This window comes from Kitasatospora sp. NPDC088346, assembly GCF_044740765.1.
Lineage (GTDB): Bacteria > Actinomycetota > Actinomycetes > Streptomycetales > Streptomycetaceae > Kitasatospora.
Window position 1 is genome coordinate 1 of the sequence record NZ_JBIURH010000005.1, and the last position, 13688, is coordinate 13688.

General features: G+C 75.1%; 12 protein-coding genes. All 12 read left to right on the forward strand.

The genetic code is table 11. The annotated features are described in order from the left end of the window. The first annotated feature begins 213 nt into the window (after window positions 1-213). Window positions 214-873, forward strand: a complete 660-nt coding sequence (locus ACIOFR_RS09385; protein ID WP_400994032.1) for a class F sortase — start codon at window positions 214-216, stop codon at window positions 871-873. A gap of 246 nt (window positions 874-1119) precedes the next feature. Next, the gene (locus tag ACIOFR_RS09390; RefSeq protein WP_400994035.1) at window positions 1120-2514 is read left to right on the forward strand and encodes a KamA family radical SAM protein; all 1395 of its coding nucleotides are present in this window, start codon (window positions 1120-1122) and stop codon (window positions 2512-2514) included. Next, on the forward strand, window positions 2511-3824 hold the full coding sequence (locus ACIOFR_RS09395) for a phenylacetate--CoA ligase family protein (RefSeq protein ID WP_400994037.1): 1314 nt from the start codon (window positions 2511-2513) through the stop codon (window positions 3822-3824). Before ACIOFR_RS09390 ends, ACIOFR_RS09395 begins: the two co-directional genes overlap by 4 nt. Next, window positions 3821-5554 carry a prenyltransferase/squalene oxidase repeat-containing protein gene (locus ACIOFR_RS09400; RefSeq protein WP_400994040.1) on the forward strand — a complete coding sequence of 578 codons (1734 nt, stop codon included), beginning with the start codon at window positions 3821-3823 and terminating at the stop codon, window positions 5552-5554. The genes ACIOFR_RS09395 and ACIOFR_RS09400 overlap by 4 nt, the downstream gene beginning before the upstream one ends. Window positions 5555-5582: 28 nt before the next feature. Further along, window positions 5583-5981, forward strand: coding sequence for a hypothetical protein (locus tag ACIOFR_RS09405; protein WP_400994043.1), 399 nt, complete (start codon window positions 5583-5585; stop codon window positions 5979-5981). Continuing rightward, window positions 5978-6280, forward strand: coding sequence for a hypothetical protein (locus ACIOFR_RS09410; protein ID WP_400994045.1), 303 nt, complete (start codon window positions 5978-5980; stop codon window positions 6278-6280). Before ACIOFR_RS09405 ends, ACIOFR_RS09410 begins: the two co-directional genes overlap by 4 nt. Beyond that, the gene (locus tag ACIOFR_RS09415) at window positions 6277-7224 is read left to right on the forward strand and encodes an AMP-binding protein (protein WP_400994048.1); all 948 of its coding nucleotides are present in this window, start codon (window positions 6277-6279) and stop codon (window positions 7222-7224) included. The genes ACIOFR_RS09410 and ACIOFR_RS09415 overlap by 4 nt, the downstream gene beginning before the upstream one ends. Further along, the gene (locus ACIOFR_RS09420) at window positions 7221-8408 is read left to right on the forward strand and encodes an AMP-binding protein (protein WP_400994050.1); all 1188 of its coding nucleotides are present in this window, start codon (window positions 7221-7223) and stop codon (window positions 8406-8408) included. Before ACIOFR_RS09415 ends, ACIOFR_RS09420 begins: the two co-directional genes overlap by 4 nt. Beyond that, on the forward strand, window positions 8408-9748 hold the full coding sequence (locus tag ACIOFR_RS09425; RefSeq protein WP_400994052.1) for an amidase family protein: 1341 nt from the start codon (window positions 8408-8410) through the stop codon (window positions 9746-9748). Before ACIOFR_RS09420 ends, ACIOFR_RS09425 begins: the two co-directional genes overlap by 1 nt. After that, window positions 9745-11067, forward strand: coding sequence for an acetyl-CoA carboxylase biotin carboxylase subunit family protein (locus ACIOFR_RS09430; RefSeq protein ID WP_400994054.1), 1323 nt, complete (start codon window positions 9745-9747; stop codon window positions 11065-11067). Before ACIOFR_RS09425 ends, ACIOFR_RS09430 begins: the two co-directional genes overlap by 4 nt. Beyond that, window positions 11060-12358, forward strand: a complete 1299-nt coding sequence (locus tag ACIOFR_RS09435) for an MFS transporter (RefSeq protein ID WP_400994056.1) — start codon at window positions 11060-11062, stop codon at window positions 12356-12358. The genes ACIOFR_RS09430 and ACIOFR_RS09435 overlap by 8 nt, the downstream gene beginning before the upstream one ends. An 8-nt stretch (window positions 12359-12366) precedes the next feature. Further along, window positions 12367-13668 (forward strand): acetyl-CoA carboxylase biotin carboxylase subunit family protein, encoded by a 1302-nt coding sequence (locus ACIOFR_RS09440; RefSeq protein ID WP_400994058.1) that lies wholly within the window; start codon window positions 12367-12369, stop codon window positions 13666-13668. The last annotated feature ends 20 nt before the right edge of the window (window positions 13669-13688 follow it).

Genomic DNA, 13688 nt, shown 5'->3' on the forward strand with positions numbered 1-13688 from the left:
GGGCGGCATCGGTGTCTGGGCGCGCGCCTGCCGGCGCCGCCGCCCGGGCGGTTCGGGGGGGGCCGGGGTCTGCCCGGGCGCTCCTGCGGCCCCCCGGCGGGCCCGCCGCCCCGCGGCGCCCCGGCAGGGCGTCCGGCATCCGTCCGCGCCCCGCCACGAGCCCGCGGACCCGTCTCCCGCGGACCGTCTCCCCCGTCAGAAAGGGCCTCTCCGATGGACCGTCCACCCCCGGCGCGCCCCGGCCGCATGCTGCGCTTCGGTCTGGCCGCGACCGCGCTCGGCGCCGTCGTGCTCTACAACTCGGTCGACGCCGCGCCGGTCGGGACGCCCACCACCACTGCGACCGCGACCACCGCCCCGGTGCCCGCACCCGCCGCGCCGATCCAGCCGACCGCCAGGGCCGCGCCCGGACTGCCGCGCTCCGCCCCCACCCGGGTCCGGATCCCCAGCCTCGGTGTCGACGCCCCGGTGACCGAGCTGACCGTGAACGCCTCCGGCCAGCTGAACGCCCCGCCCGTCGACGACAAGAACCTGGTCGGCTGGTACCGCGACGGCGCCGCACCCGGCCAGGCCGGCAGCTCGGTCCTGGCCGGCCACGTCGACACCAAGACCGGCCCGGCCGTCTTCCTGATGCTGCGGCTGCTGCTGCCCGGCAGCAAGGTCGAGGTGGAGCGCGCCGACGGGAAGGTCGCCGTCTTCACGGTCGACAGCGTCGAGACCTTCGCCAAGGACGCCTTCCCCGACGCCCGTGTCTACGCCGACACCCCGGACCCCCAACTCCGACTGATCACCTGCGGCGGCTCCTACGACCGCACCAAGAAGGACTACACCTCGAACGTGGTCGCCTTCGCCCACCTGGACGCCACCCCCTGACGCCCCGCCCCGCCGCCGCCCGCGCGCCGTGGTGGGTGGTGGGGGCCGCGCCCGCCGCCGACGGCCCGGTCGGCTCCTGACCCCGGCGGGCGTGCGCGGTCCGCCCGGGCGCCGGCGCCGCTCAGACGCGGATGCAGGGCCGGTCCGGCCGCGATGCAGCACGGATGCAGCGCGGATGCACCGGGAATGCACCGGGGATGCGGCCGCGATGCAGGACGGATGTTCGAGCGGTCGAGGCTGGGCGCCGTGACGACGACGACCCCCGCCGGGAACTCGACCGTGCTGTACGAGTACCGGCGCAGAGAGCTGATCGAGCCGGACTGGCGGCGATTCCCGCTGTGGAGCCAGGTCACCGCCGAGGAGTGGCGCGACCCGCAGTGGCAGCGCGCACACTGCGTGAAGAACCTGCGGCAGCTGCGGGAGGCGCTCGGCCCGGGGGCCGGGGAGACGTTCTTCGAGGACGTCGCCCGCGACCAGGAGCAGTTCGCGACCATGTCGCTGCTGCTGCCCCCGCACGTGATCAACACCATCAGCCCGCAGGCCCCGCCCACTCCGGACACCCTGTACGCGGACCCGGTGCGGCGCTACATGCTGCCGGTCGCCTCCGACCGCGACCCCGAGTGGCCCAGCCACCCGGTCGCCAGCCGGGACTCGCTGCACGAGGCCGACATGTGGGTGGCCGAGGGCCTGACCCACCGCTACCCCACCAAGGTGCTGGCCGAGGTGGTCGCCACCTGCCCCCAGTACTGCGGCCACTGCACCCGGATGGACCTGGTCGGGCCGGCCACCCCCGCCACCCCCAAGTACCGGTTCGCGCTCAAGCCCGGCGACCGCCTCGACCGGATCGTCGAGTACCTGCGGGCCACCCCGTCGGTGCGCGACGTGGTGGTCTCCGGCGGAGACACCGCCAACCTGCCCTGGCCCCGGCTGGAGGCCTTCCTGCTGCGGCTGCTCGACATCGAGAACATCCGCGACATCCGGATCGCCACCAAGGCCCTGGTCGGCCTGCCGCAGCACTGGCTGGCCGACGACGTGCGGGCCGGGATGGCCAGGGTCGCCGCGCTCGCCTTCGCCCGGGGCGTCAGCGTCGCCGTGCACACCCACGCCAACGCCGCCCAGCAGGTGACCGCCTCCGTCCAGGAGGCCGCCCGGGCGATGCTGGAGGCCGGTGTGCGCGACGTCCGCAACCAGGGCGTCCTGCTGCGCGGCGTCAACGACAGCGCGCCCGCCCTGCTCGACCTGTGCTTCGCCCTCCTCGACGGCGGCGGCATCACCCCGTACTACTTCTACCTCTGCGACATCATCCCCAACAGCGAGCACTGGCGGACCTCGCTCGCCGAGGCGCAGCGGCTCCAGGACGCCATCATGGGCTACCTGCCGGGGTTCGCCACGCCCCGGCTGGTCTGCGACGTGCCGTACGCCGGCAAGCGCTGGGTGCACCAGGTCGCGAGCTACGACCGCGAGTTGGGGATCTCGTACTGGCGCAAGCACTTCCTGACCGTGCTCGACGCCGACGACCCGCAGGCGCTGGAGCGGCTCCACGAGTACCACGACCCCATGCACAGCCTCCCGGAGTCCGGCCGGGAGCACTGGCGCAGCCGGTTCGACCCCGTCCTCTCGGTATTGGAGCGCAGCTCATGATGCTGTTCAACGACCCCACCGCCGGTGCGGCCTTCACCGCGGCGCACGGCCGGCTCCAGGAGCTGGAGGCCTCCGGGTTCGCTCCCGAACTGGTCCGCGAGGTGCAGCGGGAGAAGCTGGCCCTGCTGTGGGACCGCGCCGCCGAGGCGCCCTACTACCGGGACGCGCCGGGCGTCGCCGCCCGCGACCTGGAGGCGGTCGAACCGACCGCCAAGGACCGGCTGAAGGCGGGCCCCGCCGACTTCGAGCGCCCAGGCCTCGAACGGGTCGTCAAGTACTACGAGAGCTCCGGCTCCTCGGGCATCCCGACCCCGACCCCGCGGCTCGCCGAGGACGTCATCCACAACGTGGTGGGGGTCGCCCCGCTGTGGCGCCGGGCGCTCGGCGCCGACCCGCGCCGGATCGCCGTGCTGCTGCCCTCGGACGTCGTCCCGGTCGCCGACTTCGTCGCCGGGGTCTGCGAGTACCTCGGGCACGCCGCGCTGCGCTGCTACCCGTTCACCACCGGCATGTGCGACTTCGACCGGCTGGAGCGGCTGTTCGCCGGGTACCGCCCCGAGGTGCTGTTCGCCGCCCCCGGCGTGCTCACCCAGTGGACCCGGGTGCTCAAGGGCCGCGGCACGCTGGCCGGCGTCCGCGAGCACGTCAGGACCGTGATGCTGCTCGGCGAGGTCTCGCTGCCCGCCCAGCGCGCCAAACTGGCCGCCGACTGGCAGGCCGGGGTGTTCGACGCCTCCTACGGCAGCACCGAGACCGGCACCATCGCCGCGACCTGCGAGCGCGACCGACTGCACCTGCTCCCGCACGGGCACATCCTCGAACTGCGCGACGGCGACAAGCTGGTGCCCGCCGAGCCCGGCGCCACCGGCGAACTGGTCGACACCCCGCTGAACAACTTCGCCCGCCCGCTGCTGCGCCTCGCCACCGGCGACGTCGCCGACATCGCCGCCGAGCCGTGCCCGTGCGGACTGGCCCTGCCGACCGTGCACATCCACGGCCGCAGCTCCGACCGCGTCGAGATCGGCGGCACCGTCGTCGACGAACGCCTGATCGGCTCGATCGTCTACCAGGACCACCGGGTCACCGGCTACCTGATCCAGATCCAGGCTCCGGCCGCCCGGCTGGTCCTGGAACGCGACGTGGACGTGGAGGACGGTGACGACGCGCTGGCCACCGACGCCCGCGAGCGGTTCGCCGGCACCGGCATCCACTGGGACGACGTGCTGGTGGTCAGCCAACTGCCCGCCGTCACCAAGGCCGGCGGCAGCCAGAAGAACTGGAAGCGCACCAACGTGATGGTCGCCCGGTGATCCCCGCGACCCCGGGGCCGCTGCTCGCCGACGGCGGGGCCCGGCAGGGCGAGGCCGACCTGTGGTGCAGCTACGCCGCCGTGCGCACCCTGCACTGGCTCGGCGAGAAACCCGACCGGCCCGAGGACGCCGTCGCCTTCCTGACGTCCCGGCAGAACGCCGACGGCGGCTTCGCCTGGCAGCGCGGACTGCCCTCCGACGTCTGGGCGACCTACTACTGCGCCCAGGCCCTCGGCGACCTCGGCCACCCGCTGCCCGACCCCGACCGGCTGGCCGGCTGGCTGGCCGGCACCCGCACCACCGACGGCGGCTTCGCCATGACGCCCGGTCAGGGCGCCGACATCTGGGCCGTCTACTACGCCACCCGGGTGCACAGCGAGGTGCTCGGCCGCCCGGTGCCCGACCCCGCCGCGCTCGGCGACTGGCTCGCCGCCACCCAGCACCCCGACGGCGGCCTCACCTGGAGCCCGGGCGGCCGCGCCCCGGACGTGCGGGCCGGCTACTACGGCGCGCTCGCCTGGCGGGCCGCGGCCGGCTCCGCACCCGCCCCCTGGGACACCCCCGCGCTGGCCGGCTGGCTGCGGGACCAGCAGGACGCCACCGGCGGCTTCCGCTTCGCTCCCGCCTCGCAGCCCTGCGCCTGGGCGGCGTTCCGGGCCGTACGGGCACTGGAGGCGCTCGGCACCGCACCGCGCGACCCCGACGCGCTGCACCGCTGGCTGGACGGCCGCCGGCTGCCCGACGGCGGCTACGAACGCTGGCCCGGGTACGGACGGGCCGACGTGTGGTCCGCGTTCAGCGTGATCGGCGCGCTCCAGACGCTCGGCGAGCCGATCGGCCCGGACCACCGGGCCGAGATCGCCGACCAGGTCCGCGGCTGCCAGCTGCCGGGCTCCGGGTTCACCTACACCGAACCCGGCCGGGCCGGCGACAGCCTGGCCACCGCCGCCGTCACCATCCTCACCGCCCTGCGGCCCGCCACCGGCCCCGGCACCCCCGACAGCCTGGTGCGCTGGCTGCGCGGCGCCCACCTGCCGTACGAGGACGGCGTGATGTACATGCCCGGCCGGGGCGCCGAGGTGCGCTGCACGCTCTGGGCGGTGGAGGCGCTGGCCGCGGTCGGCGAGGGCCTGGACACCGCGCGGCTCGGCCGCTGGGTGCGCGGCCTGCAGAACACCGACGGCGGCTTCGGGTACTGGCTCGGCCGCGGCTCCGACCTGGTCTCCACGGTCAGCGCCGTCGAGGTGCTGGCCGCCGCCGGGCTCGCCCCCGCCGCCTGGACCGACGTCCCCGCGGTGCTGCGCTTCGTGGAGAGCTGCCGCCACCCCGACGGCTACGGCCAGGTACCCGGCGCCGAGCCCGCCCTCGCCGCCACCGCCCAGGCCGCCCGGGTGCTCGACCTGCTCGGCGAGCACGGCCCCGCCCGGGAACTCGGCGCCGGCCTCGCCCACCGGGCCGGACCGCTCGGCGGCTTCGGGCCGAGCGCCCGCGGCCTGCCCGACCTGCTGTCGACCTACCAGGCCGTGCTCACCCAGCGGGTCCTGGGCCTGCCGGTCGACCTGGACGGGCTGCGCCGCTTCCTGGCGAAGGTCCGGGTCGGCTCGGGCTTCGCCTGGAGCCCGCTCAGCCGGCAGCCGGCCGGCCTGCTGGCCGCCTGCCTCGGCGAGCAACTGGCCGCACTGGCCGCGAGCGACGCCGCCCCCGCCCGCCTATTGCGGCTCAACCTCTGACCCCGACGACCCGAAGGGGAGTCCCACCGTGCCGACCACCAAGGTCGAGACCCCGCTGTGCGATCCACTGTTCGAGCGGGAGGTCGCCAAGCGGCTGAGCTTCTGGTGGCGCCAGGAGGGCGCCGACCTCAACCACGTGCTGACCCGCTTCGCCGACCTGCCCGGCCACCGGGTGTTCAGCGGTCCGTTCCCGCTCGGCGGCGCCCCCGACGACGATTCGGCCGCCGCCCTGTTCGCCCTCGTCACCTGTGTGGTGTCGCGGGAGCGCGGCGCCGCCTTCCGGCGCCGCTACGCCCTCGCGGTCCGCGCCGCGCTGAGCACCCGCATCCCGGTCGACCGGATCTTCGTCTCGTTCGAACCCACCGACCCGGCCGACCACTTCACCCCGGGCACCGCCTGGGCCGAGCCCACCCAGGAGACCCCGTGAACGCCACCCCGGCCACCGGCACCGTCGCCCTGCGCGACAGCCTGCGCGCGGCACTCACCACCCTGCTGGGCCACCCGCTGGCGCCCGCCGACGACGAGGTCTCGCTCGCCGAGATCGTCCCCGAGCGCTACGACAGCCTCGGCGTGCTGGACGCCGTCGGCCTGGTGGAGAAGGAGTTCGGCGTCCCGGTCGACCTGGTCGTCGACGACCTGCGCTCCACCTTCTTCAGCGTCGCCACCATCGCCGCCCTCGTCGAACGCAAGCGGCGCGACGCGGCCGTCCTCGGACTGCTGCCGTGACCGTCCGCGAACCGGGCGCACCGGTCGCCTTCGCCACCTCCGGCTCCACCGGCCCCCCGCAGCAGTGGCTGCGCGACCCGGCCCAGATCGACGCCGAGGCACGCCTGCTGGCCGCCCTGTGCGCCGACGGCGGCACCGACGGCGTCCTGTCGTACGCCCCGCCGCGGCACCTGTACGGGCACCTGATGGGCCTGGCCGTGCCCCGGCTGCTCGACGTGCCCTGCCTACAGGCGGGGCTGACCGCGCCACTGGCCCGGACCGTGGCCCGCTGGCGCCGCCCGCTGATCGCCGCGGTGCCCGCCGCGTTCGCCGTCCTCGCCCGCTGCCTGCCCGAACTGGCCCGCGCCGAACGGGTCGTCCTGGTGCACAGCAGTGCGGTCCTGCCGGCCGGCGCCCGCGAGCTGGTCGCCGCACTGGGCGAACGGGCCCGGCTGGTCGAACTGTTCGGCTCCACGGAGACCGGGCTGATCGCCACCCGCACCGGCGGCGCGGGAGAGTGGACCCTCGCCGAGGACACCCGCTTCGCCCCCGGCCCACGGCGGCCCGGCCCAGGGCCGCTGCGGGTGGCCGGCCCCCGGCTGGCCCGCCGCCCGGGCGGGGAGGCCCCGGCCGCCACCGCCACCGGCGACCTGGTCACCGTGCTCGACGACCGGACCTTCCACTGGCACGGCCGGACCAACCGGCTGGTCAAGGTCAACGGCGTCCGGGTCGACCTCGACCGGGTCACCGCCCGCCTCGCCGAGGCCGTCCCCGGCGTCGCCCTCAGCTGCCGGGCCGAACCGGACCCGCTGCGCGGCGAGTGGTTCTCGGTGCACGCCGCCACCGACGACCCCCGGCTGCTGGCCGGGCTCGCCGCCGCCGTCCGCGCACTGCCCGCCGCCGAACAGCCCCGGGCCCTGCACCCGCTCCCCGCTCCCGCCCCACCCACCCGGGAGGTCCGATGAACGACACCGACGCCGCCCTGCGCGCCCTCGCCCGCGCCGCCACCAGGTTCCCGCACTTCCGCGACAAGTACCGGGCGCTCGACCTGAGCGGCGACTTCGACGTCACCGCGCTGCCCGAGATGACCCGCGAGGACGTCACGGTCGCCGCCGCCCAGGCCGCCGCCCAGCGCCCCCGCCCCGCCTCCGCCTACCTGTTCACCAGCGGCGGCAGCACCGCCGAACCCAAACTCGCCTGGATCCCCACCGAGATGCACCTCGGCGAGCTCACCCGGCACTGGCAGCCGCTCGGCCCCACCGACGTGCTCGCCAACCTCGCCAGCCCCGGCCGGCTCTGGTCCGCGCACTACTGCTACAACCGCCTCGCCGAACTGGCCGGCGCCGACGTGATCGGCCTCGGCCACATCGCCGACGAGGAACTCGGACAGTGGCTGGACTTCCTCACCCGGCACGGCACCACCGCCGTCGCGGGCACCCCTTCCCAGCTGCTGCGGATCCTGCGGTACTGCGAGCACACCGGCCACCGCTTCGCGAGCACACTGCGGGCCGGCATCTGGTTCGGCGAGCCCTGCGACCCGAGCCTGCCCGAACTGCGCGACCGCGTCGCCCCCGGCTTCGGTCTGTGGGGCAACTACGGCTCCACCGAGACCTGGGTGATCGGCCACAACGGGCCCGACTGCCCGACCGACACCTTCCACCTGGTGCCCTACCAGCACGTCGAACTGGTCGACGGCGCCGTCCTGGTGTCCACCCTGCACCCGGGCGCGGTGGCCCCCGTCATCCGCTACCGGATCGGCGACCGCGCCGAACCCGTGGTCTGCCGCTGCGGCCGCCCCGGCGACACCCTGCGGATCTCCGGCCGGGAGAGCTCCCTGGTCAAGTTCGCCGGCACCCTGGTCAGCCCGCAGCAACTGGTGCAGATCGCCAAGGAGCTGCCGGGCGTGCACGCCGCCCAGGTCGTGCTCACCGGCGCCGCCGGGATCGCCGAACAGCTGGAGGTGAGGGTCGTCGCCGACGCCGCCGTCACCGACGGCAGCGTCCGCGCCCACCTGCTCGCCTCCCAGATCGACCTCGGCTTCGCCCTGCGCGGCGACGACGAGGAGTTCCGGATCCGGCGCACCGACGCCCTCGGCACCAACCCGCGCACCGGCAAGACCCCGGACCTGCTGTGGGCGGCGGCCGGCTGATGCCCACCCAGGACCACCCGGCGCACGTCCCGCCCGCCCTGGTGCTGCCGCTCGCCGAACGCCGCCGCCGTCTCGACGCCGGCGCGCTCGATCCCGCCGGGTACCGCTCCACCCTGCTCGACCACATCCGCCGCACCGACCCGCAGGTCCGCGCCTTCACCGACTGGCGGCCCGCCGACACCGCCGACGCGCCCGTCCCCGAGCGCACCTCGGTCAGCTACAAGGACACCATCCACGTGGCGGGCCGCCCCACCCGGCTCGGCATCCGCAGCGGCTACCGCGACTACCCCGAGGACTCCGCCGAGATCGCCACCCGCCTCGCCGCCCGCGGTCTGACCTGCGTCGGCAAGGTCACCACCACCGAGTGCGCGCTCGGCACCACCAAACCCAGCAGCAACCCCCGCCACCCGCACGTGTCGACCGCGGGTTCCTCCTGCGGTTCCGCCGTCGCCGTCGCCGCCGGCTTCTGCGACGTCTCGGTGGGCAGCGACTCCGGCGGCTCCCTGCGCTGGCCCGCCGTCTACTGCGGCGTCACCGCCCTGCGCGCCACCCCGCACCCCGACCTGCTGGCCGGCGTCCACGCCGTCTCACCGAGCATGGAGTCCACCGGCCTGGTCACCCGCACCGCCGCCGATCTCGGCTGGCTCTGGCGCCACCACTCCCTCGCCGACTGCTTCGGCACGACCCGTGTCCCGTACCCCGGACAGCTGCGCCACGCCGTGGCCGCGCCCCCCGGCGAACCCCTGCACCCGCAGGTCGGCGCCCTGCTGACCGCCGTCGACCGGGTCCTCACCGACCACGGGCACCGGCCCGTCGCAGCCGACACGGACGGGATCTGGGCGCTGCGCGCCCCCGCCGGCGAACTCCTCGCCCGCGAGGCCCACGACAGCTACGCCCCCGTCCTGGACGCCCCCGGCGTCACCGTCGGCCCCGACACCATGGCCGCCATCCGCCGCGGAGCCGCCACCGACGACCGGCGCCACGCCGCCCTCAGGGACGGCCAGGACCGGGCCGAGGAACTGCTCACCGCCCTGCTCACCGACGAGCTCGACATCCTGGTCCTGCCCCTGGAGGCGGGCCTGCCCGACCTGGCCGGCCCGCCCGCACCGAGCACCCTCACCGGCACCGCCCCCGGCGGCGGCGAACTCACCCTGATCGCCAACTACGCCCGGCTGCCGGTGCTCGCCCTCCCGCTCGCCCTCAGCGAGCAGGACTCCCCGCTCGGCGTCCAGGTCCTGGCCGCCCCCGGCGCGGACGACCTGCTGGTCGCCGTCGCCGAAACCCTCGAAGACCTGGCCGGGGCGATCGCCCACACGATGAGACGGACGGCACACGCATGACGACAACACCGACCGAAGCCGGCGCGGTGGTCCTGCTCGGCGCGATGCTGGGCGGCCGCTACCCCGAACTGGTCCCCGCCGCGCTGCACCGGGGCCTGACCGTGCTCGGCATCGACGCCGACACCCCCCGCGCCCGGCGTTTCGACCGGGCCCGCCGCGAGCAGGCCGACCACCCGCTGGCCGGCCTCGCCGAGATGGCCTGGATCCCCGGCGAGCGGCACGAGGAGGTCGTCCAGCAGATCCTCGACTGGCAGGCGGCCGGACACCTCGTCCGCGCGGTCGTCCCGTTCGGCGAGGACTACGTCGAGGCGACCGCCGTCGTCGCCGACCTGCTCGGGCTGCCCGCCCCCGGCCTGCGGGCCGGCCGGGTCTGCCGCAACAAGCTGCTCCAGCGCCGCTACCTCGCCGACTGGAGCCCCCGCTCCGTGCTGCTGCCGCCCGCCGAACGCACCGAACGCGCCGCCGCCTGGACCCACTACCCGGCCGTCGTCAAACCCCTCGACGGACAGGCCAGCTCCGGCGTCGAACGGGTCGACGCCCCGGCCGCCCTCGCCGCCGTCCTCGCCGACCGCGACGCCGGCGAACCCCTGCTGGTCGAGGAACTCGCCCACGGCCACGAGGTCTCCGTCGAGTCCCTGGTCCAGCACGGCGAGCCGGTCTTCGCCGCCGTCACCGGCAAACGCACCAACGAGGGCACCGACGGCGCCGCCCGCTGGTTCGTCGAACTCGGCCACACCGTCCCCGACCCCGACCTCGACGACGCCACCCGCACCGCCCTGCTCGACGTCAACGCCGCCGTGCTGCGCCGGCTCGACTTCCGCGACGGCATCGCCCACGCCGAGTACCGGATCGCCCCCGACGGCACCGTCCGGCTGATGGAGGTCGCCGCCCGGGCCGGTGGCGACAACATCCTCACCCTCTACCACCTGGCCACCGGCGCCCCGTTGGAGGAGGCGGTGCTCACCATCGCCCTCGGCGAACCCACCCGCTACCCCGAACCGCGCCGCCACGTCCGCCAGGTCTACCCCGAGCACTCCCCCGGCATCCTGCGCGACGTCACCGCCCCCGGCCTGGACACCGAGGTCAGCTGGCTCGCCGAACGCTGGATGTGGCCCGCCGTCAAACCGCTCGACGACCAGCCCGGCACCATCCACATGATCGTCGCCGGCCGCTCCCGCGGCGACGAACTCTCCGTCATCCGCGCGTCCTCCGACCGCTCCGCGATGTACGTCATCGACGCCCCCACCCCCGCCGAACTCGACGCCCTGCAGGCCCGCGTCGACGCCGCCCTGACCGTGGAGGTCGAGCCCCTTGGCTGAATCCCGCGTCCAGACCCTGCGCGGCCTGGTCCGTGAACGGCTCGACCCGCTGCGCCCGCCCGGCTACCGCCGGATCGCCGCCGCCATGCTGGTCACCAACATCGGCAACGGCATGCAGTTCATCGCCAACTGCCTGCTGGTGCTCCAGATGACCGACAGTCCCCGGGCGGTCGCCCTGGTGCTGCTCACCGCGGCCGTCCCCGGCGTCTTCTTCGGCCCGCTGATCGGCGTGGCGATCGACAGGTTCGAACGGCGCTGGGTGTTCGTCTGCGCCGACGTGGTCTCCGTGCTCACCCTGGCCGCCACCGTCACCCTCCAGGCCACCGGCAACCTGCGGACCTGGCACGTGTTCGTGATGGTCTTCGTCCTCGGTCTCACCGAGTCCACCGCCGTGCCCACCGGCACCACCATGGTCCGCGAGATCGTCCCGGTCCAGAAGCTGCTCGCGGCCAACGCCACCACCGGCGTCGCCGTCCAGATCGGCAACGTCGTCGGCACCGCCGCCGGCGGCTTCCTGATCGCCGCCTCCTCGGTCACCTGGGTGCTCGGCATCAACCTGGTGTCCTTCACCGTCTCCGCGCTGTTCGTCTCCGGCGTCCGGAGCACCCGCACCATCACCAAGGACGGCGGCGACGGCTGGCGCGAGACCGTCCGCCGGGCCGCCGCCGGCTTCACCTACCTGCGTACCCACCCGGCGACCCTGCCCTCGTACACCATGCTGCTGGTGCTGTTCGCCGTGCTGTACATGATGAACACCCTGGTCGCGCCGTACGCCGAGAACGTGCTGGAGGTCGGCGCCAGCGGCCTCGGCTTCATCGACGCGATGTTCGCCGTCGGCGCCATCCTCGGCGGACTCGTGCTGCCGCTGCTGACCGCCCGCTTCAACCGCGACCGGCTCGCCTGCTACGGCCTGATCGGCATGGGCCTGACCCTGATCCTGCTCTGGCAGGCCGACGGGCTCGCCCAGCCGATGGTCTTCTACGCCCTGGCCGGCATCAACTTCCAGGCGTTCTACATCTTCCGCACCCGCGTCCAGGAACAGGTCCCGGTCGACATCCAGGGCCGGGTGATGGCCCTGCTGATCACCACCGTCGGGATCTGCCGGATGGGCGTGTACATCGTGCTCGCCGCCTTCGTCTCCACCCTGACGCTCCGTCTGATCTACCTCTGCTGCGGCCTGGGCGTCCTGGCCCTCGGCATCGTCATGACCACCAGCACCATCGTCCGGCGGGTCGAGTCCCGCCCCCCGGAGAGCGAGCCCGAACTCGCGCCGGCCGGCACCGGAAGGTAGACCCGCCCATGGCGAACCGACGCCCCGCCCTGCTGCTGCTCGGCGGACTCACCGTGGCCTGGAACCAGCGCTGGCTGGACGCCGCCGGCAGCCGCGGCCTCGACCTGCTGGTGCTGGACGCACCCGGCCCGCACGCCGCCGGCCTGCTGGCCGCCCGGACCACCCCGGACCACCCGCTCGCCCCGGTCGCCGACGCCGCCCTGATCGACGCCGACGACCACGCCGCCCTCGCCGACCGGGCCGCCGCCTGGGCCCGGGAGTACGACGTCCGCGGCCTGTGCTGCCTGCGCGAGGAGTACGTCGAGGGCGCCGCCGTCGTCGCCGACCTGCTCGGCGTGCGCTCGCCCGGGCTGCGGGCCGCCCGGGTCTGCCGCAACAAGCACCTCCAGCGCCGCTACCTCGCCGACTGGAGCCCCGCCTCCGCCCTGGTCCCCGCCGCCCGCCGCACCGCCACCGCCGCCGCCTGGGACGGCTTCCCGCTGGTCGTCAAACCGGTCGGCCGGCTCGCCAGCTCCGGGGTCCGGCTGGTCGCCGACCGCACCGCACTGCTGGACAGCCTGGGCGCGTACGGACCCGAGGAGACACTGCTGTTCGAACAGCGGGCGCAGGGCCCCGAGTACTCCGTCGAATCGCTCAGCCTGCACGGCGAGGTCCACTACCTCGGCGCCACCGAGAAGCGCACCACCGAGGTCAGCAGCGACTACTTCGTCGAGATGGGCCACACCACCCCCGCCCCCGGCCTCGACGACCCCACCCGCGAACGGCTGTACGCCGTGCACCGCGCCGTGCTGGACCGGCTCGCCTTCGACACCGGTATGGCCCACGCCGAGTACCGGATCGGCCCCGACGGGCGGATCGCCCTGATCGAGATCGCCGCCCGACCGCCCGGCGACAGCATCATGGCGCTGCACTGGCTCGCCACCCTCGCCCCGCTGGAGGACGCCGTCGTCGCCGTCGCCCTCGGCGAACGGCCCCGCCCGGCCCACCCGCAGCGCTACGCCCGGCAGGTCTACCTCCCGCACGCGCCCGGCGTCCTGGCCGGCCTCGACGTACGGCCCGACCTCGGCGCCGAACCGCAGTGGTTCGACCCGGCGGAGGTCCGCGCCCAGGTCGCCGGCTGCGCCGCCCCCGGCGACCCGTCCGCGCTGCGCTGCGTCGTCGCCCTCAAACCGGCCGGCACCCGCCTCGCCCCCATCCGCCAGTCCGGCGACCGGGCCGCGATGTTCGTGGTCGACGCCGACACCCCCGGCGCACTGGACGCGATCGAGGAGCACTGCCTCGCGGCGATCGCCCTGCGGACCCGAGACTGACCCGACACCGAACGGACGGC

Bases quoted from the DNA above. Each gene is read 5' to 3' on its own strand.
- ACIOFR_RS09385 (WP_400994032.1), top strand. From the start codon at position 214: ATGGACCGTCCACCCCCGGCGCGCCCCGGCCGCATGCTGCGCTTCGGT.
- ACIOFR_RS09395 (WP_400994037.1), top strand. From the start codon at position 2,511: ATGATGCTGTTCAACGACCCCACCGCCGGTGCGGCCTTCACCGCGGCG.
- ACIOFR_RS09420 (WP_400994050.1), top strand. From the start codon at position 7,221: ATGAACGACACCGACGCCGCCCTGCGCGCCCTCGCCCGCGCCGCCACC.
- ACIOFR_RS09425 (WP_400994052.1), top strand. From the start codon at position 8,408: ATGCCCACCCAGGACCACCCGGCGCACGTCCCGCCCGCCCTGGTGCTG.
- ACIOFR_RS09430 (WP_400994054.1), top strand. From the start codon at position 9,745: ATGACGACAACACCGACCGAAGCCGGCGCGGTGGTCCTGCTCGGCGCG.
- ACIOFR_RS09440 (WP_400994058.1), top strand. From the start codon at position 12,367: ATGGCGAACCGACGCCCCGCCCTGCTGCTGCTCGGCGGACTCACCGTG.